We start from the raw sequence: 20,076 nt of genomic DNA on the forward strand, positions 1-20,076 counted from the left end.
GCACGGTCGAGCAGATCACCGACCCGGAGTACTCGACGATGGCGTTCCTGAAGGGTCTCAAGCAGGTCGACGGGTGGCAGGACATGCCGCTGACCGTGGCCGCGCAGACGGTGCAGGTGTCGGCGTACCCGGACCACTACGCGCAGTGGGAGCGGCAGGCCGCTGACCTGGTCGCCGAGCACTGGAACAGCTGACAGTCACGTGATGCCGCTGGCCGGTACCCCTGTTCGGGGTGCCGGCCAGCGGCGTCTTCGCATCCAGTGGTCAGTGGGGCGGGGCGTGGACCCGGAGGATCACGGCGGTGGCGTTGTCGTCGCCGCCCGCCTTCAGGGTGGCGTCGAGCAGGTCCCGGACCGCCTCCTCCGGTCGTGGCGCCGCGAGCAGCTCCCGCGTCAGGTGGTAGTCCACCTGGTCGCTGACCCCGTCGGTGCAGAGCAGCCACACGTCGCCGGGGCGCAGCGACACGGCGAGCAGGTCCGCTTCCGGCTCGCCCGGGTGCCCGGCGTAGCGGGTCAACTGGTAGCGGGCGCGGGCGGCGGCGGGGGAGTCGGCCGGGTACCAGCCGTGCAGCACGCCCAGCCAGGCCGCCGTGTGGTCGACGGTCATCAGCTCCAGCAGGCCGTCGCGCAGCCGGTACGCGCGGGAGTCGCCGAGTTGGAGGAGCCAGCCCTGGCCGCCGTCGGGCTCGACGAGCAGGGCGGTCAGGGTGCAGCCGGTCAGCTCGGCCAGGCCCGCGCCGGCGGCGCGTACGGCCGACTGGACGCCGGCCACGGCGGCGCGCAACTGCCGGGGGTCGACGCCGGGCCAGGCGGCCCGGACCTGGGCGACCAGGGTGCCCATCGCCGTGGCGCCGGCCCGGCGGCTGCCCTCGCCGGCGCCCATCCCGTCGGCCACCGCCGCGAACGGCAGGGCCGGGTCGACGTGCAGCACGTCGAAGTTGGCCGGGTAGCGGTTGCCGACGACGCTGCCGCCGACGGCCTCCACCGTGATCTCGCCGAGCGGATGGCGGCGCGGCGCACCGGGCGCGGGAACCTCATCGGGCACGGAAACCTCGGCATCGGGCTCGGGGGCCTCGGCGGGCCGGCGGGCGAAGGCTGGGCACCGGCGGACGGTAGCACCGGGCGAGTCGGATCCGGGTGTCAACATGGGTTGACACGAGGACGCGTGTCAACGTACGTTGACAGCATGAGTCAGGCAACGGAACTCGCCGCGGCGGCTGGCAGCACCGACCCCCGGGTCGGGCTGCGCGCCGTCCGCGCGCTGCGCCGGCTGCTCGAGCGGCTCGAGGTGGTCCAGGTGGACAACGCCCGTCGACAGGGCTGGTCCTGGCAGGAGATCGCCGACGAGCTGGAGGTCAGCCGGCAGGCGGTCCACAAGAAGCACGCCGGGCGACCGGCGGTCGGATCCTCCTGGGAGGCGTGATGTTCGAACGGTTCACCGACCGGGCCCGCACCGTGGTGCGAGCCGCGCGGGACGAGGCCCGGGCCGAGGGCCAGCGGCCGGTCGGCACCGAGCACCTGCTGCTCGCCCTCCTCGCCGACGGGGACAGCCTCGCCGCGCGGGTGCTCGCCGAGTCCGGCGTCCGCGCCGACGACCTGCGGGCTCGCCTCCGGCGGCACACCGAGCGGGGCGGCACCGGCCTCGCCGACGCCGACGCCGCCGCCCTGCGGGAGATCGGCATCGACCTCGCCGCGATCGTGGCCCGGATCGAGGAGTCGTTCGGCCCGGACGCGCTGCGCGAGGCGGCGCCGGCCCCGCGCCGCCGCTGGGGCCGCCGGCGGTACGCGGGCGGGCCGTTCTCGCCCCGAGCGAAGAAGGTGTTGGAGCTGTCGCTGCGGGAGGCGCTGCGGCTGCGTCACCGCCACATCGGCACCGAGCACATCCTGCTCGGGGTGCTGCGCGAGGGGCGGGGACTGGGCGCGCTGGTGCTCACCGAGGCCGGGGCCGACCTGGACGACCTGCGCCGGCGGGTGGAGACCGCGCTGCGGGCGGCGGCCTGAGCCCGAAGCGGACGGGCCGGTGACCCGGAGCGGCATCGTAAACCCGTTTGCGCTGCGCGTAACGTCACCGCGTTGCCGGCTCGCTGCCGCGCTGGATCTGCTGCACACTGGCGCCGTGGATCCTCGACAGGACAGGCGCGCGGCCCACGACGGCGGCCTGCGCTCCGCCGTGGTGGTCAACCCGGTGAAGGTGGCCGACCTCGACGAGCTGCGTCGCACGGTCCACGACGCCCTCGCCGCCGCCGGCTGGCCCGAGCCGATCTGGTTCGAGACCACGGTGGAGGATCCGGGCCGCGGCCAGACCGAGAAGGCGGTCGCGGCCGGCGTGGACGTGGTCTTCGCCTGCGGCGGCGACGGCACCGTGATGTCCTGCGTCAGCGGCCTGGTCGGCACGGACGTCGCGCTCGCCGTGCTCCCGCAGGGCACCGGCAACCTGCTCGCGGCCAACCTGGGCCTCTCCGGGGACCTGGCCGCCGGGCTGGAGGTCGCCGTCGAGCGCGGTCGCCGGCTGCTCGACGTCGGTGCGGTCGAGGACCACTACTTCACCGTGATGGCCGGCATGGGCTTCGACGCCCAGATGCTCGCCGACACCTCGGAGACCACCAAGAAGCGGATCGGCTGGCCGGCGTACGTCGTGGGGGCCGCCAAGCACCTGCGCGACCGGCCGATGAAGGTGTCCATCCGCATCGACGACCAGCAACCGATCCGCCGGCGGGCCCGCTCCGTCCTGATCGCCAACGTCGGGCGTCTCCAGGGCGGGGTGCGCCTGCTCACCGACGCCGAGCCCGACGACGGCTACCTCGACGTCGCCGTGCTGACCCCGCGTACGCTGCGGCACTGGCTGGAGCTCGGCTGGGCCGTCGTACGCCGGCGGGACCGGGTCCCCCGGATGGAGGTCTTCCGGGGCCGGCGCGTCGAGATCACCAGCAACCGGGCCCAGCCCCGGGAGCTCGACGGCGACCTCATCGAGCCGGGCCGCACCCTGAAGGCCGAGATCCGGCGGCGGGCCCTCTGGCTCTGCGTGCCCCAGCCCGCGCGGGCTCCCGACCTGGCCGAGGACGCGGAGGCGGCCGGGGAGCGGGGCGAGCAGCTCATCGAAGAGGCGAGCGGTGAGTAGCACCCGCATCGTGCCGGAGACCCGGCTGATGCCCGACGAGGAACTCAACGCCGACGACGCCTGGCACACGCTGCGCCGGCAGGGCGGCTGGCACCTGCTGCGGGACGCCTTCATCCGGTTCCGCTACGGCGACGGATTCAGCCACTCCCGCGCGTTCGCGCTGCAACTGTGCCTCGCCGTGGTGCCGTTCATGATCGCGCTGACCGGCCTGATCAGCGAACTCGGCGTGGAGGAGGGCGGCCAGGTCGTCGCCGACACGGTGCTCGCGCTCACGCCCGGGGCGAGCGAGCCGGTGGTGGCCGAGCTGCTCGGCGAGGGCGACCGCACCGAACGCGCCGGGGAGCTGGCGCTCAGCCTCGGCATGATCACCGGCCTGGTCGCGCTGACCAGCACGATGGCGCAGATCGAGCGCGGGGCCAACCGGATCTACGGCGTGGAGCGGGACCGCCCGGCGCTGTGGAAGTACGTCCGCGCCGCCGTTCTCGCCCTCACCGCCGGCGTACCGGCGTTGGTCGGGTTCCTGATCCTCGTCGGCGGCGGCCCGATGGGCGACTCGGTGCAGCGGCACTACGCCTGGGGCGAGTTCGCCAACGGCGTCTGGGACGTGGTGCGCTGGCCGCTCAGTCTCGGGCTGACGGTCCTGGCCGTCGCGGTGATCTTCCGGCACGCCCCCCGCCGCAACCAGCCCGGCCTGTCCTGGCTCTTCTTCGGCGCCGGGATCGCCACCGTGCTGTGGTGGGTGGCCAGCCTGCTCCTCGCCGCGTACGTGCGGTACAGCGACGGGTTCGGCCAGACCTACGGCGCGCTGACCGGCATGATGGCGCTGCTGCTGTGGGCCAACCTGACCGGCATGGCGCTCTTCGGCGGGCTCTCCTTCGCCGCCCAGTTGGAGGCGCTGCGGGTCGGCGCGCCCGAGCCGGCCCAGCCCGACCTCTGGGAGCCCGAGGCCGAGCGCGAGAGCCTCCACGACGCCGGTGACATGACCTCCCTGTAGTCCGTCTCGGACGGCCCCCGGTGTACGCGAAGCGCCGATCGGGTACTGCGGCACGCCAGGAGCGAGAGGGAGGCTGCCGTGGGCGCGGTCAAAGAGGCGTTGCGTCGACCCCTGGGTCACTTCACCGAGCGGACGCTGGCCGGCCTGGCGGTCGTGCTCGGCGCGGGGGTCGCCTTCGGGGTGCTCCTCGTCCTGGTCCGGACCCGCTGGAGCCCGCTGTACGACGTCGACCACGGCGTCGCCGCCTGGCTCAACGATCTGGTCGCCCCGCACGGGCCGCTGGTGACCGTGCTCAACGCGCTCACCGACCTCGGCGGCCGGGCGGTCATCATCTGGCTGGTGTCGGTCGCCGTGATCGGCCTGCTGATCCGCCGGCAGGGCCGGCTAGCGGTGTTCCTGATCGTCACCGGTCTCGGTGCGCTGATCCTCGACCCGGCGCTCAAGACGCTGGTCGACCGGCTGCGCCCCGAGGTGGAGGTGCCGATCGGCAGCTACGCCGGGGACAGCTTCCCCAGCGGGCACGCGCTCGGCTCGATGGTCGCGTACGGGGCGCTGCTGCTGGTCTTCCTCCCGGCCATGTCGCGCCGCTGGCGCAGGCCCGCGATCGTCCTGGTCGCCGCCGTCGTGTTCCTGATCGGGCTGACCCGGATCGCGCTGGGCGTGCACTTCGTCTCCGACGTGCTCGGGGCCTGGCTGCTCGGCGCCGCCTGGCTCGGCGTCACCGCGTACGCCTTCCGGCTGTGGCGGTTGGAGCGGGGCCGGCCGGTGCCGGCGCTGACCGAGGGGTTGGAGCCGGAGGCCGCGCACGAGGTGGCGCCCGCCCCCGACGAGGCGCACCTGCTGCCGCACCCCCGGGCCGCCGTGTTCGAGCTGGTCGTCGGCTGGGTGCTGGTCCTCGGCGCGCTCTACGGCTTCGGCATGTTCGTCAGCTATTACGCCGGCGGCACCGTCTTCGCCACCCTCGACACCGACGTGCCGAGGTGGTTCGCGGAGCACCGCACCCCCGACCGGGACGACCTCAGCTACTGGTGGAGCAAGGCCGGCGACACCCACGCCATCCTGCTCATCTCGCTGGTCTTCTGCCCGCTGGTGCTGGCCGTGTGGCGGCGCTGGCGGCCGGTGCTGTTCGTCGCGCTGACCATGTTCGGCGAGCTGAGCCTCTTCCTCGCCTCCGCCGCCGCGGTCGACCGGCCGCGCCCGCCGGTGGGCAACCTGGACGGCCCCATGCCGACGTCCTCCTTCCCGTCCGGCCACATCGCCGCCACGCTCTGCGTCTGGGTCGCCATCGCGATCATCGTCTTTTCGCGTACGGACCGGTGGTGGCGGTGGATCTTCGTGGCGCTGGCGGTGGCGATGCCGGCCGGCGTGGCGATCTCCCGGATGTACCGGGGGATGCACCACCCCACCGACTTCATGGGCGCGATCATCCTCACCGCCCTCTGGGTCGGGCTGCTCTACTGGGTCGTCCGCCCCAACGATGACCTGCGCGAGGGCAACCGGCCCAGCATCGGGTCCGCCGGGGTGCACACCCTCGACGACGAGCTGGCCAAGGCCGCCCGGGCGGACTGACGTCGCCGATGCTGCGGATGATGACCTGGAACATCCGGACCGGCGGGCGGGACCGGGGCGGCCCCGACCGCCGGGACCGGCTGGCGCGCGTCGTCGCCGCGCAGCGGCCGGACGTGCTGGCCCTGCAGGAGCTGCGGGACTTCGACTCGGGCGACGTGCTCGGCGACTTCGCGGGCCGGGTGGGCATGCGGCCCCACCTCGCCCGGTCCTGCTTCGGCCAGCCGGTGGCGGTGCTGCTCCGGCCGCCGCTGCGCGCCCTCGCCGCCGCCCGGGTGCGCCGGCCGTTCCACCACGCCGCGCAGCGGGTCACCGTGGCAACCGACGCCGGCCCGCTGACCGTGCTGAGCGTGCACCTCGATCCGTACTCGGGGCTGCGGCGGCGCGTCGAGGCGGGCTGGGCCGCCGCCGCGCTGCGCCGCGCGCCGGGGGAGCTGGGGCTGCTGGCCGGGGACCTGAACACCCTCGACCCCGTCGCCGACCACACCGACCGGATCGCCCGGCTCCCCGCCGCGTACCGCCGCCGTCACCTGCGCCGGGACGGGCGGACGGTGGACACCCGGGCGGTGGCCCGGCTGCTCGCCGCCGGCCTGGTCGACCTCTACACGGCGGCCGGCACGCCCGACGCCGGGCTGACCGCGCCGACCCGGCACGGCGGCGCGGAGTTCTCCGGCATGCGCCTGGACTACCTCTTCGGCGCCCCGGCGCTGGCCGCGCGGGTGCGGGGCTGCCGGGTGGTTCGGGGCGGCGACGCCGAGTACGCCTCCGACCACTACCCGGTCGTCGCCGACCTGGCCCTCGACCCGGCCTGAATCCACCCGGCCGGTTGCCTGGCCGCCGCCCAGCGGCTGCCGGTTGCCCGGTCACCTGCCGGTTGCCCGGTCACCTGCCGGTTGCCCGGCCACCTGCCGGTTGCCTTACGCGCCCGGCGCCGGGTTGCTTGCCGGGGCTGGTTACCGTGTGCCGGTGATCGACTCGCCGGGCCCGGCTCCGCGTGCCACCGGAACCTCCGCCACTCCCGGGTCCGCGCCGCTGATGGTGGCCGTCGCCCGGGGGATCGCGCTGGTCGTCGTGGTGCCCGCGCGGCTGGCCTGGGAGCTGGTCGCCGTCGTCTGCGGGTGGCTGCACCGCTGGCTGCTCGCGCCGGTCGGCCGGTTCCTGGACCGCTGGCTGCTGCGCCCGGTCGGCTGGCTGCTGCGTCACCTGCTGTGGCTGCCGCTGTGCTGGCTCGCCCGTGGCATCGCCTGGCTGGTCCGGACGCTGGTCTGGGTGCCGCTGGTGTGGCTCGCCCGCGGGCTGGCCTGGCTGGCCCGGACGGTGGTGTGGGTGCCGCTGGCCTGGCTGGCGTACCACCTGGTCTGGCTGCCGCTGCGCTGGCTGGCCCGGCTCCTCGCCCCGCTCGGGCGCCTGCTGGCGGCCGGGCTCGCCGCGCTGGGCCGCTGGTTGCTGGCCGTCGGCCGGGTGCTGTTCGACGCGGCGGCGTGGGCGTGGCGGATGACGGGCCGGCTGCTGTGGTGGTGCTACGCGCTCACCCTGCGGCCGTTCGTGCTCGCGGCGGGCTGGCTGTGGCGGCACGCCGTACGCCCGGTGGGACGGGCCGTCGCCGCCGCGTGGCGGACGACGGTGTCGCCGGTGGCCCGTTGGCTGCGCGGCAGCGTCGTCGACCCGGTCCGCCAGGCGACCCGCGAGGTGCTGGCCGCCCTCGGCCTGCGCCGCTGACCGGGGGGCGGGCGAGCGCGGGTTAGAGGACCAGGTTGAGGAGGACGGTCAGGACGATCGAGGCGACGATCGAGAAGAGGATCATCAGGAGGCAGCCCAGGCCGCCGCCGGCGGGGCGGATCTCCGTGTTGCCGATGCGCATGTGATCACCTGTTCGTCAGGGACGGGGCGAGAAGGGCACGGATCGCGTCGGCGACCTGTGCCGGCGCGGTGGTCGCGACGTTGTGCGCGCCCGGCACGGTGAGCGTGCGGGCGTGCGGCACCACCGGGTCGGCGAGATCGTCACAGCCGGCGCAGCCTCGGCAGGAGCTGATCCTGCGCCCAGTCCAGGAACATCGGCTGTGTCTCGCCGCCCACCTGCACGATCGCCACGTGCGTGAAGCCCGCGTCGACGAACTTCTTGAACGCCTCCACGTGCCGGTCCACGTCGGGCCCGCAGGAGATCCCCTGGGCCACGTCCTCCTCCCGGACGAACTGGGTGGCGGCGGCGAACGACTCCGTTCCGGGCAGGTCGGCGTTGACCTTCCAGCCCATCCCGAACCAGCGGAACTGGTCGTGCACGAGCTTGCGGCACTCCGCCTCGTCGGGGCCGTAGCAGATGGCCACCTGCCCGTAGCGCGGCTGCCCGGCGCCGCCGGCGTCCTCGTACATCTCGATGATGTGCGGGTCCGGCTCGGTGGCGACGATGCCGTTGCCGTACTCGGCGGCGAGGGTGGCCGACTGCCGGCCCGAGGCGGCGATCGCCATGGGCACCGGGCGGTCGGGCCGGTCCCACACGTACGCGTCGGGCACGTCGTAGTGGTTGCCGGAGAAGGTCAGCGTCTCCCCGTTGAGCAGGGGCCGGATGATCTGGAGCGCCTCCTCGAACATCTCGTGCCGCTGCTGCACGTGCGGCCAGCCGCCGACCACGTGCTCGTTGAGGTTCTCGCCCGCGCCCAGACCGAGGGTGAACCGGCCGTCCGAGAGCACCCCGACGGTGCTGGCCTTCTGCGCCACGACCGCCGGATGGTAGCGGCGGATCGGGCAGGTCACGAAGGACATCAGCTCCGCCCGGCTGGTGGCGTGCGCGACCGCGCCGAGCACCGACCAGGCGTACGGGGCGTGGCCCTGCGAATCCAGCCACGGGTAGTAGTGGTCGGAGATGACGAGCTGGTCGAAGCCGGCCGCCTCCGCCCGTACCGCGTAGTCGACGAGCTGCTTGGGGCCGGCCTGTTCGCACATCAGGGTGTAGCCGACGTTGACCATCGCTTCTCCTTCCGAGCCGTCTCCCGCGCGGGTCGGCAGCCGGGCCCGGGCGGATCACCCACCGATACCCCGCCCGGCGCCGGTCAACCCTTGCGTCCGGCGGCGAGGCGGGCGGCGCGCATGGTCAGGTAGCGCTGCTCGGGTGTGCTCGTGGTCAGGGCGGCGGCAGCCCGGTAGGCGGCGACCGCGCGCTCCCGGTCGCCGGCCATCTCGTGCAGGTGCGCGCGGGCGGCGGGCAGCCGGTGGTGCCCGGCGAGCCGGGGGTCGGCGTCCAGCGCGTCGAGGGCCGCCAGTCCCGCGGCCGGGCCGTGCACCATGGCGGTCGCCACCGCGCGGTTGAGGGCTACGACCGGGTTGCCGGAGAAGCGTTCGAGCACCTCGTAGAGGGCGAGGATCTGCGGCCAGTCGGTCTCCTCGGTGCTGGGCGCCTCGTCGTGCAGCGCGGCGATGGCCGCCTGGAGTTGGTACGGCCCGACCGGCCCGCGGGGCAGCGCCCGGGTCACCAGCGTGACCCCCTCGGCGATCGCGGCCGCGTCCCACCGGCTGCGGTCCTGGTCGGCCAGGGAGATCAGCTCGCCGGACGGGCCGGTCCGGGCGGCGGCGCGGGCGTCGGTGAGCAGCATCAGCGCGAGCAGGCCGGCCACCTCGCTGTCGTCGGGCAGGAGCGCGTGCAGCGCCCGGGTCAGCCGGATCGCCTCCTCAGACAGGTCCACCCGGCGCAGGTCGGCGCCCAGGCTGGCGGTGTGCCCCTCGGTGAAGATCAGGTAGAGCACGTGCCGTACCGCGGCCAGTCGGGCCTCGCGGTCGGCCGGTTCGGGCATCCGGAACGGGATGCCGGAGCCGCGGATGCGCTGCTTGGCGCGGCTGATCCGCTGCGCCATCGTGGTCTCGGGCACGAGGAAGGCGCGGGCGATCTCGGCCGTGCCGAGGCCGCCGACGGCGCGCAGGGTCAGCGCGATCGCCGAGGTTGGCGAGAGCGCCGGATGGCAGCAGAGGAAGAGCAGGGTCAGGGTGTCGTCCCGGTCGGCGGTCAGTTCCTCGTCCGGTGGCGGCGCGGCGCGTCGGTCGTCCGGCTCGCGGCGGGCGACGAGGTCCTCGCGCCGCCGCCGGGCCGTCTCGGCGCGGACCAGTTCGACCATCCGGCGGTACGCGACCTGGATCAGCCAGCCGCGGGGGTTGTCCGGCGTCCCCTCGACCGGCCACTGCGTCGCCGCCGCCAGCAGCGCCTCCTGCACGGCGTCCTCGGCGGTGGCGAAGTCGCCGAAACGGCGGCTGAGCACGCCGAGGACCTGCGGCGCCAGCTCGCGCAGCAGGTCCTCGACGGGTGGTTCGGCGACGTCCAGTCGTCACATCTCCTGTGGCGGGGCCGACATGACGGGGCGCACCTCGATCGGCATGTTCAGCGGCCGGCCGCCGGGGCCGGGCGCGGTGGAGATGTGCGCGGCCAGCGCGACGGCCCGCTCGGGGCTGTCGCAGTCCACGATCCAGTAGCCCGCCAGGAACTCCTTGGTCTCGGCGAACGGCCCCTCGGTGACCACGGGCGCGCCGTCGGCGCCCGCGCGGACGATCTTCGCCTGGTCGGGTGCGGCGAGCCCCTGGCCGTCGACCAGCTCGCCGTCGGCGGCCAGCTTGGCGTTGAGCTCGGCCATGAACCCGATGTGCGCCCGGATCTCCTCAGGGGTCCAGGTGTCGATCGAGGGGAAGTCGGTGCCGGCGGCGCTGAACTGCATGAGCAACATGTACTTCACGTCTGTCTCCTCACGGCTGCGCACCATCATCGGTGCTCTCACCCACAGGTAGAAGCCGGCACTCCGGTCCTCGACATGTCGGCCGAAGAAATTCCGAGAATTTTCGCCGCGGCCCGCACGGGCGGGGCGCTGCCGGTGGCGGACATCATCCGGGGCGGGCCCCGGTGCGTCCGTCCCGCGCGCCTTCACAGGCACTTCACAGGGGTGCCGGATAGGGTCCGGACCAGTCAGCGAGCCGCTCCAGGGTGGAGTGCGGCGTCATCCCGCGGGAGTTCCGATGGTCTTCAAGAAGATGCTGAGCGCGTTTGGTGTGGGTGGGCCGAGCGTCGACACCGTCCTGACCAACCCGAACACCCGGCCCGGCCTGACCCTGGAGGGCCAGGTGAACCTGGTCGGCGGGGACGCCCCGGCCAACGTCGAGCAGGTCGTCGTCAGCCTGGTCACCCGGGTCGAGATCGAGGGCGGCGACACCGAGTACGCCGGCATCATGGAGTTCCACCGGCTGCCGGTCAGCGGCGCGTTCACGCTCGCCCCGAAGCAGCAGCTCTCCCTGCCGTTCCAGCTCCCGGTGCCGTGGGAGACCCCGATCACCGACGTGTACGGCCAGCGGCTGCGCGGCATGACGATGGGGCTGCGTACGGAGCTGGCGATCGCCCGGGCGGTCGACAAGGGCGACCTGGACCAGGTCAACGTGCACCCGCTGCCGGTGCACGAGCGGATCCTGGAGGCGTTCCAGCGGCTCGGGTTCCGCTTCAAGCACGCCGACCTGGAACGCGGCCACATCCGGGGCACGCAGCAGACGCTGCCGTTCTACCAGGAGATCGAGTTCTTCGCCTCGCCCCAGTACGCGTCGACCATCAACGAGGTCGAGCTGACCTTCGTCACCAGCCCGCACGGTGTGGAGGTCATTCTGGAGTGCGACAAGCGGGGCGGGTTCCTCACCGCCGGGCACGACGCCTTCGGCCACTACCGGGTCTCGCACGCCGACGCCGACCGGACGGACTGGGCCCAGGTCGTCGACGGCTGGCTGCGGGAGACCACCTCCCGCTACGGCAGCCTCCGGGCGCAGGGCTTCGGCGGGCACGGCCACGGGCGCGGCCGGGGCGCCGGCATGGGTGGCGTGGTCGCCGGCGCCGCGCTCGGTCTCGCCGGCGGCATGATCGCCGGCGAGATGATCGAGGACGCGATCGAGGGCGACTTCGCCGAGGACTTCGGCGGCTTCGAGGAGTAGGACCCCACACACGACGGTGGCCTCCGGGACAACGTCCCGGAGGCCACCCGTGTCGTGGCGCGCGGTACCCGGTCAGTGCCGGGCCTTGCGCTCCTCACCGCTGCGCCAGTTGCTGCCGGCCTTGGCCAGACCACGGCTACCCAGGTAACCGAGGGTCAGCAACGTGACCATGAACCAGGCGTTGTCGGCCCGGAAGATGTCCACCCCGGCCGAGTTCCGCCCGACCAGCTGCGACGCGGCCAGCACGCCGATCACGGCCGCGATGTAGACCCAGAACTCGGTGGTCCGCAGCGACGGCTTGGTTTCCGTGCCGGGCGCCTGCATGGCCTCCCGACGTCCGTCGTGCACCATCGGCATCGGCCGGGTGGGCGTCTCCTGGATGGCGCGGTCCTGGGTCGTGCGGTTGGACACGTCCTGCGCCGGCCGGTTCATCGGCCTGGTGGATGCAGCCTGCGTGCTCATCTTGTCCTCCTCAGGATGCGATGAGTCGTACCTGCACTCCCTCGCCCCGCTACCGCGTCTCGGCCACGGCACGGTTCGTGTTCATGGCGGGGGCACCCGCCGTCTACCCGACCCGGCGGGGGCAGTAACACGCGGCCGGGGCCGGAAAAACCCGCTCCGCCGGGCACGCGGAGCGCGCCACGGCCGGGGTACGTCACGAGCCGTCGGCCCGGCGGAGCGGGTTTGCCGGGCCGGCCGTCGGGGACGCACAAAGACCGACACTTTCTGCGAGGTGATGGACGTGCGCGAGGACGACATGCGACAGGACGCCGCCCGTCGGGCCGAGGACCGGATCGCCGGCGGCGTGTACGGCGAGGGCGTCCTGGACGAGGTGACCGTGCCCCGCACCGACGTGCAGCGGGTCATCCAGGACGAGGACCCCGACGACCCGGCCCACGTCCCGGTCGACCCGGACGTGCTGCGCGACGGGGGCCCGACCCGGGGGCAGGGCGCGATCACCACGACCGGCGGCACCGCCGGCCCGGCCAGCGCCCGGCGGCTGGCCCGGCAGCCCGAGCGGCACCGCGGCAAGGTGGCTCCCACGACCACGGGCGACGCCACCACCGGCGGCATGAGCACTCCCGCCGGCGGCTCCACCAGCGACCAGTCCAGCACCGCCAGCCAGGTCGGCAACTTCACCAACGAATGACCCCGGTCGCGGCCTACCGGCCCAACGGCGTCGGCGGCGGAGATCCGCACCACCGCCGGGTGATGCCGGTAGATCTTGGACGGTTTCCTCTCCGAGAGACCGGTAACTGTCCAAGATCCGCGAGTCGGCCGTCGGCGCCGGCCCTGCTGGCGGCGTCACGACCAGAGGAGGCGGTCCGCCGGATGCGAAGACGCCGCTGGCCGGCACCCCCGAACGGGGTACCGGCCAGCGGCATCACGTGACTGTCAGCTGTTCCAGTGCTCGGCGACCAGGTCGGCGGCCTGCCGCTCCCACTGGGCGTAGTGGTCGGGGTACGCCGACACCTGCACGGTCTGCGCGGCCACGGTCAGCGGCATGTCCTGCCACCCGTCGACCTGCTTGAGGCCCTTCAGGAACGCCATCGTCGAGTACTCCGGGTCGGTGATCTGCTCGACCGTGCCCCAACCCGAGGACGGGCGCTGCTGGAACAACCCCTGCGAGTCGTGGTCGTTGCGCTCACCCAGATGACCCAGGTTCTCCAGCTTCGACTCCTGCAACGCCGTCGCGATCGCCACCACGGCGGCCCGCTCGTCCATGCCGGCCTTCTTCGTCGCCGCGATGATCGCCTTCGTGTTCGCGACCTGCTCATCGGTCAGGTCGATACGCGACTGCTCGCCCTGCACACCATGCGGCACCAGCTTCGCCTTATCCATGGCCGGCTTGTCGGCCACCGCAACCGGGGCGCTCTCGACCACGGGGGCGGCGTGAGCAGCAGCCGGACCGGCGAACACACCACCGGCAAAGGCCAGACCAGCAATACCCAGAACGCTCTTACGCATGATCGTGTTCATCGGATGCTCCATTCGGGGGTTGGCACCACACGCCGAGGGGGTCAGCGAAGGGTGCAGGCACCGTCCGGCGCTCAAAGAACTACGGGGGAAAGATCCGGCGCGTCGCGCCGGGAAGATCAGAACCAGCCGTCTAGCGGGGCGGGGGGATGCCCTCACCGGCCGGGACCATGTGTAACGACCGGCGGCCCGTCATCATTCCGGGCCTGCACACGCCAGCCACCAGGGCGGGGGCATGTCCTGCTCGGCCGTACGCATGGTGTAACGACCCCGCCCCCGCCACGATTCCACGCCTGCGGTGCCCCCGGTCACACCAAGACTCGGACACCCGGGACGCCGCCGCCCGGCCCCTGTCGAGCCGCCCTCACAAATGGGACATAACAGCACACCGCGCCACCGAGCGGCCCACAAACGGGACGGCTCGACAGGCCCCCGGCACCCCATGGCGCGCGACCGCCGACGGGGTGTGGCCCGCCGTGCCCGGCGCAGGGATCAAGCCTGACCGCCCGGAGCCGGGCACGGCGGGCCACACCCCCACCACGCGACCCACCCAAGGATCAGGCCGGGCGGAGGATGCCGAGGCGTTGGGTGGCGCGGGTGAGGGCGACGTAGAGGTCGCTGCGGCCCCGCGGGGACTCGGCCACGATGCGGTCGGGGTCGACCAGCAGGACCGAGTCGAATTCGAGGCCCTTGGCCTGGGCGACGGTGAGCACCACCACCCGGCTCTCCAGCTCCGGGTGCTCGCCGACGGCCGCCTCGGGAAGGGCGGCGGTGACCGCGGCCCCCAGCTCGTCGACCCGGCCGGCCGGCACGATCACCCCGAGCCGGCCGTCGTCGAGGCTGGCCGCCTCCCGGGTCGTCGCGTCGACCACCTCCGCCGCCAGCCGTTCCAGGGCCACCGCGCGGTCCCACGGCGGCACCCCGCTGGAGCGTACGGAGCGGGGCGGGCGCAGCGCCGGGTCGATCTCGGCGAGCACGTCGGCGGCGACCGCCATGATCTCGGCCGGGGTGCGGTAGCTGACGGTCAGCTCCTCCAGCCGCCACCGCTGCGCCACGTACGGCTCCAGCGCGTCGGCCCAGGACGGCGTGCCGGCCAGCGCGCCGGTCTGCGCCACGTCGCCGACGATGGTCATCGAGCGGCTCGGGCAGCGGCGCATCAGCAGCCGCCACGCCATCGGCGACAGCTCCTGCGCCTCGTCGACGATCACGTGCCCGAACGCCCAGCTCCGGTCGGCCGCGGCCCGCTGGGCGGTGGTCAGCCGGTCCGCCTCCTCCTGCCGCTCCAGCAGCCGGTCGGCGTCGATCAGGTCGGTCACGCCGAGGATCTCGCCGCCGTCGGCCTCGTCCTCCACGTCGATCGACCGGGAGCCGCGGGCGATCTCGAGCACGCCCTCGGCGTACTCCCGTTGCATGGCCCGGATCCGCTCCCGGCGCGCGGCGGCGGCCCGCTCGTCCTCGCCGAGCAGTTCGGCCGCCTCGTCCAGCAGCGGCACGTCGGCCGGCGTCCAGCCGCCCGGCTCGCGGTGCAGCAGGGCGCGCTCGGCGTCGGTGAGCATGGGCGCGGCGGCGGCGATCCGGTCGGTGGAGGCGTACAGGTCGGCGAGCAGGCGCTGCGGCGTGAGCACCGGCCAGAGCTCGTCCAGGACGGCCTTCACCTCGGGCTCCTCGCGCAGCTCGCGGCGGATCTCGGCGACGTCGGCCTCCTCCAGCAGGTTCTCCCCGCCCAGCGGGTCCGCGCCGATCCGCTCGGCGACCTGGGCCGCGAGCGCGTGGACGATCTCGACGTCGAAGAGGGCCCGGGCCAGGTTGTGCGGGCGGCCGGGACGGCGGGCCCGGTCCCGGGCGGCGCGGACGGTCTCCGGGTCGAGCCGGAGCACCTCCTGCTGCGGCAGCTCGATCTCCAGCGGCTCGTCGGGCACCCACTGCCGGTCCCGCACCGCGGCGGCCAGGACGTCTGCCATCACGGTCCGGCCCTTCAGCGCGGCGGTCTCGGCGGGCTCGGTGCGGCGGGCGCTGACGCCGGGGAACAGGTCGCCCTGCGTCCGCAGCAGCACGCCCGTCTCCGCGAGGGCCGGCAGCACCTGCGAGATGTAGCGCAGGAACGTGGCGTTCGGGCCGACCAGCAGCACACCCCGGGTGGAGAGCTGCTGCCGGTGGGTGTAGAGCAGGTACGCGGCGCGGTGCAGCGCCACCGCCGTCTTGCCGGTGCCCGGGCCGCCCTGCACCACGAGCACGCCCGGCAGGTCGGCGCGGATGATCCGGTCCTGCTCGGCCTGGATGGTCTCCACGATGTCGCGCATCCGGCCGGTCCGGCCGGCGTTGAGCGCGGCGAGCAGCGACGCCTCGCCGGTCAGCTCCTCGTGCGCGGTGGGGGAGGCGGTGGCGAGGTCCAGCACCTCGTCGTTGAGCGCGGTCACCTTGCGCTCCCGGGTGCGCAGGTGCCGGCGGCGGCGTACGCCCTGGGGGTTGGCGGCGGTGGCGAGGTAGAAGGCGCGGGCGGCCGGGGCGCGCCAGTCCATCAGCAGCGGGTCGTAGTCGCCGCTGGTGTCGAAGATGCCGATCCGGCCGATGTAGTGGGGGCCGCCCTCGTCGGTGTCGAGGCGGCCGAAACAGAGGCCGTTCTCCACCGCGGCGAACTGCTCGACCTGATCGGCGTACATCCGCACCGCGCTGTCGCGCTGGGAACGGGCCTGGAGGGTGCCGCCGGTCGCCCGCAGCTCCTCGGTCAGCCGGTGGGACGCCTGCTCACGCAGTCCGTCCAGCCGCCGGTAGAGCATCGAGACGTATTCCTGTTCGCGGCCGATCTCGTCGTCGGACTGCAATTCAGCGGAATCGGCGGAATGCCTTGACAAGCCGTCTCCCAATTGGTTAGTATCTGTTCCCGGAACGGCTTTCGACAGCCGTTCCTTTTTGTTGCGCCAACTGGGAAAGATACCGCGCGCCGGCCGTCCGGACCAAGCGCGCCGGGCCACGTCACGGGCCGCCCCACACACGCGTCGGGGGCCCGCCGTGTGGCGGGCCCCCGATCGGTCGACTCTTCTCAGCCCTTCGCCACCTCGTAGAGCCGCTCCGGGGTCACCGCCCCGGCGATCACCCGGCCGTCGTCGGTGAGCAGCACGCTGAACAGCTTCCCGGTGAGCAGCCGCCCGCTGCCCCAGTCGCCGCTGACCGCCGGCAGCGCGCCGAGCAGCGCCGCCGCCTCGCCGGCCGGTTCGCGGCCGGCGCCCGCCGCCGGGGCCTTGCCCGGGCCGCCGGCCGCACCGGCGCCGTCGAGCCGCGCGACCACCACCGTGCCCCAGCCCTCGCCGACCGTACGCACGTCCGGCCGCTCGCCGTCGCCCGCCCGATCCCTGCGCGTGGAGCGCTCCCCGAGCGTCTCCTCGGTCACCTTCACGCCGGGCGGCGGGTTGAAGGTGAACTGGTCGGCGTCCGGCCGGGCGTACGACACCTGGGTGAAGGCCATCTCGAAGGCCGGCTGGTCGCTGCCGTCGGCGAACACCTCGAAGCGCAGCGGCACGTGCTCGCGCGCGTCGATGGCGATACGCACCTGGTGCACCAGCGAGGCGGCGTCGCGCGGCGCGAGCACCAGCTCGTACGCGTCCCGCCCGGCCACCGTGGCGGACCGGCCGACGCTCACCTCGGTGCTCGGGTCGATCGCGGCGAGGGCCCGGTCGGCCGCGTCCTGCGGCGTGGCCGGCACCTCCGGGGCGGCCTCGCCCTCGCCCTCCGGCAGGGTGCGGTGGGTGGCGGCGTTGGTCCGGCTGTCCCAGGTCCACACGTCCCGACCGTTGCGGATGATGTCCCGCTCGCCGAGCGTGTCCAGCAGGGCGATCCGCTGCCGGTCCGGGCCGGAGTGCCAGACGCGCAGCGTGTGCGTGCCGGTCAGCAGACCGGTCAGGTTGTCGCCGCCGACCAGCCCGGCCAGCGGCGGCAGGCCGAGGTCGGCGCGCTGCACGACCGTGCCGGAGAGCCCCTCCAACCGGGAGGTCTGCAGGTCGACCAGGAGTTGGGCGGCGGTGCGCGGCGGCAGGCTCGGCTCGGCCTGGGCGGCGAACGTGCCGAGCGCGGCGCCGCCGCCGATGACGGTCGCGACGGCGGTCACCGGGACCAGCCACCGCAGGACGGGACGGCTCTTCAGGACGGACATGTGACACCTCCTGGTGGACATCCTGCCCGGTTGACCCTGTGAGGGCGCTGAGGACGACGGTACGGCCACCCGCGCGGGGATGGCACCCTTGACTGCGTGCGGGTGCTGGTGGTGGAGGACGAGTCCCGGCTGGCGTCCGCCCTGCAGCGGGGGCTGCAGGCCGAGGGGTTCGCGGTGGACGTGGCGGCGACCGGCCCGGCGGGGCTCGACGCGGCGCGGCACGGCGGCTACGACGCGATGATCCTCGACGTGATGCTGCCCGGCCTCTCCGGCTACGAGGTGGTCCGCCGGCTGCGCGCCGAGGAGCACTGGCTGCCGGTGCTCATGCTCTCGGCCAAGGACGGCGAGTACGACCAGGCCGACGGGCTGGACTGCGGTGCCGACGACTACCTCACGAAGCCCTTCTCGTACGTGGTGCTGCTGGCCCGGCTGCGGGCCCTGCTGCGCCGCGGCGCGCCCGAACGCCCGACGGTGCTCGCGGTCGGCGACCTGCGGCTCGACCCGGCCCGGCGGCGGGTGACCCGGGCCGATGCCGAGGTCGCGTTGACCGCCCGCGAGTTCGCGCTGCTGGACTACCTGATGCGCCGCCCCGGCGAGGTGGTCTCCAAGACCGAGCTGCTGGACCACGTCTGGGACGCCAGCGACGAGACCGCGCCCAACGCGGTCGAGGTCTACGTCGGATACCTGCGGCGCAAGATCGGCCGCGAACGGCTGGAGACGGTCCGCGGCGCCGGCTACCGGCTCGCCACGTGACGGGCGAAGGAAGGGCCCCTTCCTATCGCCTCCGGTATAGGAAGGGGCCCTTGCTGACACGGCGGCTGCGTGCCGCGCTCGGGCTGCGGGGGCGGCTGATGGTGGTCGGGGTCCTCGGCGTCTCGGTGGGGCTGGCCGTCGGCGGGCTGGTCCTGCTCGGCGTGCTCGGCTGGTCGCTGCAACGCGCCGTCGACACCGAGGCGTTCCGGACCGCCGACGCCGTGGCGCTGCTGGCCGCCGAGGACGCCCTGCCCGACCCCCTGCCCGTGGCCGGGGGACAGGTCCGGGTGCAGGTGCTCGACGCGCAGGGCCGGGTGCGGGCCGCCTCGATCGACGCCGACCGGCTCGTGCCGATGGTCCCGCCCGACCGGATCGACGCCGGCGCGCGGCAGCGGCTGACGGTGTCGGGGGAGCGGATCGACCTGGCCGGGCCGGTCCGGGTGGTGGCCGTGCCGGCCGGCACCGCCGCCGACCCGCTCACCGTCCTGGTGGCCCGCTCGCTGGCCGACGCGCGGCACAGCGCGCACGTCGTCCGGACCATCCTGCTGGTGAGCTTCCCGCTGCTGGTGGCCGTGCTCGCCGCCGTCGCCTGGCGGGTCGTCGGGGCCACCCTGCGCCCGGTGGAGACGCTGCGCCGGGGCGCCGAGGAGATCACCGGGCGCAACGGCGGCGGGCGGCTGCCCGTACCGGCCTCGCAGGACGAGATCCACCGCCTGGCGGTCACCCTCAACGGGATGCTGGGCCGGCTGGAGTCGGCCCGGGACCGGCAACGGGCCTTCGTCGCCGACGCCGCCCACGAGCTGCGCAGCCCGCTGGCGAACATCCGTACGGAGCTGGAGGTGGCCCGGCGGCTGGCCGACCGGACGGACTGGACGGCCGTGTCGGCGAACCTGCTCGCCGACACCGAGCGGCTCGGCCGGCTCGTCGACGACCTGCTGCTGCTGGCCCGCCTCGACGAGCGCCCGCCGGCGCGGGCCACCGGGCCGGTCGACCTGGGCGCGCTGCTCGCGTCGGTGGCGGGACGGTACCCGTCCCCGCCGGTGCGCCTCGACGCGCCGGTGGCGCCGCTGTGGACCGAGGGCGACCCCGACGAGCTGCGCCGGGTCCTGGCCAACCTGGTCGACAACGCGGTACGGCACGCCCGGAGCGAGGTGGTGCTCGCGGCCGGGCCGGCCGAGCCCGGGGACGGCCCCCGGTCCACTTCCGGCCCGGACGGCGGCGTGCGGTCCGGCGGCGGTGCCCGGTCCACCGACGCCGGGGACGGCGCGGCGGCGTACCACCTGGTGACGGTGACCGACGACGGGCCGGGGATCCCGGCCGCGGACCGGGAGCGGGTGTTCGGCCGGTTCACCCGGCTCGACCACGCGCGGGCGCGCGACGACGGGGGCGCCGGCCTCGGCCTGGCCATCGTGCGCGAGCTGGTCCGCCGGGCCGGCGGCCGGATCGAGCTGACCGACGCAGGCCGAGACGGCGGCCCTGGGCTGCGGGTGCGCCTGCTGCTGCCGGCCCTGCCCGACCCGGAGCGGCCCTGAGGACGCGCCAGCGGGGCCGGGCGGTGGCGACTAGGGCGGGGGACCTG

Annotated in this window: 19 protein-coding genes and 1 pseudogene; 12 read left to right on the forward strand and 8 right to left on the reverse strand. The window is 74.3% G+C overall.

Features of this window, described 5'->3' with window-relative positions:
- Positions 1–194, forward strand: a pseudogene (locus ACFY23_RS31365) (hypothetical protein); the annotation flags it as partial.
- Positions 195–264: 70 nt separating this feature from the next.
- Here the strand turns inward: ACFY23_RS31365 and ACFY23_RS31370 are convergent.
- The gene (locus ACFY23_RS31370) at positions 265–1,044 is read right to left on the reverse strand and encodes a PP2C family serine/threonine-protein phosphatase (RefSeq protein ID WP_350687449.1); all 780 of its coding nucleotides are present in this window, start codon (positions 1,042–1,044) and stop codon (positions 265–267) included.
- Between the two features lie 141 nt (positions 1,045–1,185).
- Between ACFY23_RS31370 and ACFY23_RS31375 the strand changes: the two genes are divergently transcribed.
- The 7 genes from ACFY23_RS31375 to ACFY23_RS31405 all read left to right on the forward strand — a co-directional run bounded on the left by ACFY23_RS31375 (position 1,186) and on the right by ACFY23_RS31405 (position 7,396).
- Positions 1,186–1,422, forward strand: coding sequence for an HTH domain-containing protein (locus ACFY23_RS31375; RefSeq protein ID WP_089001290.1), 237 nt, complete (start codon positions 1,186–1,188; stop codon positions 1,420–1,422).
- The gene (locus tag ACFY23_RS31380) at positions 1,422–2,000 is read left to right on the forward strand and encodes a Clp protease N-terminal domain-containing protein (protein ID WP_350819759.1); all 579 of its coding nucleotides are present in this window, start codon (positions 1,422–1,424) and stop codon (positions 1,998–2,000) included. The genes ACFY23_RS31375 and ACFY23_RS31380 overlap by 1 nt, the downstream gene beginning before the upstream one ends.
- Positions 2,001–2,115: 115 nt before the next feature.
- Positions 2,116–3,117 carry a diacylglycerol kinase family protein gene (locus ACFY23_RS31385; protein WP_350687117.1) on the forward strand — a complete coding sequence of 334 codons (1,002 nt, stop codon included), beginning with the start codon at positions 2,116–2,118 and terminating at the stop codon, positions 3,115–3,117.
- Positions 3,110–4,111 (forward strand): YihY/virulence factor BrkB family protein, encoded by a 1,002-nt coding sequence (locus ACFY23_RS31390; RefSeq protein ID WP_350687115.1) that lies wholly within the window; start codon positions 3,110–3,112, stop codon positions 4,109–4,111. The genes ACFY23_RS31385 and ACFY23_RS31390 overlap by 8 nt, the downstream gene beginning before the upstream one ends.
- Positions 4,112–4,189: 78 nt before the next feature.
- Positions 4,190–5,680 (forward strand): phosphatase PAP2 family protein, encoded by a 1,491-nt coding sequence (locus ACFY23_RS31395; protein ID WP_350687114.1) that lies wholly within the window; start codon positions 4,190–4,192, stop codon positions 5,678–5,680.
- Positions 5,681–5,688: 8 nt separating this feature from the next.
- Positions 5,689–6,489 carry an endonuclease/exonuclease/phosphatase family protein gene (locus tag ACFY23_RS31400; RefSeq protein ID WP_350819761.1) on the forward strand — a complete coding sequence of 267 codons (801 nt, stop codon included), beginning with the start codon at positions 5,689–5,691 and terminating at the stop codon, positions 6,487–6,489.
- Positions 6,490–6,643: 154 nt separating this feature from the next.
- Complete coding sequence (locus ACFY23_RS31405; RefSeq protein WP_350686529.1) at positions 6,644–7,396, forward strand: hypothetical protein; 753 nt, start codon at positions 6,644–6,646, stop codon at positions 7,394–7,396.
- Positions 7,397–7,678: 282 nt separating this feature from the next.
- On the opposite strand, the gene ACFY23_RS31410 is transcribed toward ACFY23_RS31405, so the two are convergent.
- The 3 genes from ACFY23_RS31410 to ACFY23_RS31420 all read right to left on the reverse strand — a co-directional run bounded on the left by ACFY23_RS31410 (position 7,679) and on the right by ACFY23_RS31420 (position 10,380).
- Positions 7,679–8,641: a TIGR03557 family F420-dependent LLM class oxidoreductase gene (locus tag ACFY23_RS31410; RefSeq protein WP_350686531.1), complete on the reverse strand. Its 963-nt coding sequence runs from the start codon at positions 8,639–8,641 to the stop codon at positions 7,679–7,681.
- Positions 8,642–8,724: 83 nt separating this feature from the next.
- Positions 8,725–9,921 (reverse strand): RNA polymerase sigma factor, encoded by a 1,197-nt coding sequence (locus tag ACFY23_RS31415; protein ID WP_387039087.1) that lies wholly within the window; start codon positions 9,919–9,921, stop codon positions 8,725–8,727.
- Positions 9,922–9,987: 66 nt separating this feature from the next.
- On the reverse strand, positions 9,988–10,380 hold the full coding sequence (locus tag ACFY23_RS31420) for a YciI family protein (RefSeq protein ID WP_350686539.1): 393 nt from the start codon (positions 10,378–10,380) through the stop codon (positions 9,988–9,990).
- A gap of 286 nt (positions 10,381–10,666) precedes the next feature.
- On the opposite strand from ACFY23_RS31420, the gene ACFY23_RS31425 reads away from it, so the two are divergent.
- Positions 10,667–11,620 carry a sporulation protein gene (locus tag ACFY23_RS31425; RefSeq protein WP_350686532.1) on the forward strand — a complete coding sequence of 318 codons (954 nt, stop codon included), beginning with the start codon at positions 10,667–10,669 and terminating at the stop codon, positions 11,618–11,620.
- A gap of 72 nt (positions 11,621–11,692) precedes the next feature.
- On the opposite strand, the gene ACFY23_RS31430 is transcribed toward ACFY23_RS31425, so the two are convergent.
- On the reverse strand, positions 11,693–12,082 hold the full coding sequence (locus ACFY23_RS31430) for a hypothetical protein (protein WP_350686534.1): 390 nt from the start codon (positions 12,080–12,082) through the stop codon (positions 11,693–11,695).
- 280 nt (positions 12,083–12,362) lie between these two features.
- On the opposite strand from ACFY23_RS31430, the gene ACFY23_RS31435 reads away from it, so the two are divergent.
- On the forward strand, positions 12,363–12,770 hold the full coding sequence (locus ACFY23_RS31435; protein WP_350686535.1) for a hypothetical protein: 408 nt from the start codon (positions 12,363–12,365) through the stop codon (positions 12,768–12,770).
- 245 nt (positions 12,771–13,015) lie between these two features.
- Here ACFY23_RS31435 and ACFY23_RS31440 read toward each other — a convergent pair whose 3' ends face one another.
- The 3 genes from ACFY23_RS31440 to ACFY23_RS31450 form a co-directional block, all read right to left on the reverse strand.
- Positions 13,016–13,600, reverse strand: coding sequence for a hypothetical protein (locus ACFY23_RS31440; RefSeq protein WP_350686536.1), 585 nt, complete (start codon positions 13,598–13,600; stop codon positions 13,016–13,018).
- A 554-nt stretch (positions 13,601–14,154) separates the two neighbouring features.
- Positions 14,155–16,374, reverse strand: a complete 2,220-nt coding sequence (locus ACFY23_RS31445; RefSeq protein WP_350819728.1) for an ATP-binding domain-containing protein — start codon at positions 16,372–16,374, stop codon at positions 14,155–14,157.
- 263 nt (positions 16,375–16,637) lie between these two features.
- A complete protein-coding gene (locus ACFY23_RS31450) occupies positions 16,638–17,744 on the reverse strand; it encodes a sigma-E factor regulatory protein RseB domain-containing protein (RefSeq protein ID WP_350685875.1) in 1,107 nt (368 codons plus the stop codon).
- A gap of 96 nt (positions 17,745–17,840) precedes the next feature.
- Here ACFY23_RS31450 and ACFY23_RS31455 point away from each other — a divergent pair, with 96 nt between their 5' ends.
- Both ACFY23_RS31455 and ACFY23_RS31460 read left to right on the forward strand, forming a co-directional pair.
- Positions 17,841–18,497: a response regulator transcription factor gene (locus ACFY23_RS31455; protein ID WP_350685874.1), complete on the forward strand. Its 657-nt coding sequence runs from the start codon at positions 17,841–17,843 to the stop codon at positions 18,495–18,497.
- 98 nt (positions 18,498–18,595) lie between these two features.
- Positions 18,596–20,029, forward strand: a complete 1,434-nt coding sequence (locus tag ACFY23_RS31460; protein ID WP_350685877.1) for an ATP-binding protein — start codon at positions 18,596–18,598, stop codon at positions 20,027–20,029.
- Positions 20,030–20,076 lie beyond the last annotated feature (47 nt).

Source organism: Micromonospora sp. NPDC000121, assembly GCF_042899165.1.
Taxonomy (GTDB): Bacteria; Actinomycetota; Actinomycetes; order Mycobacteriales; family Micromonosporaceae; genus Micromonospora.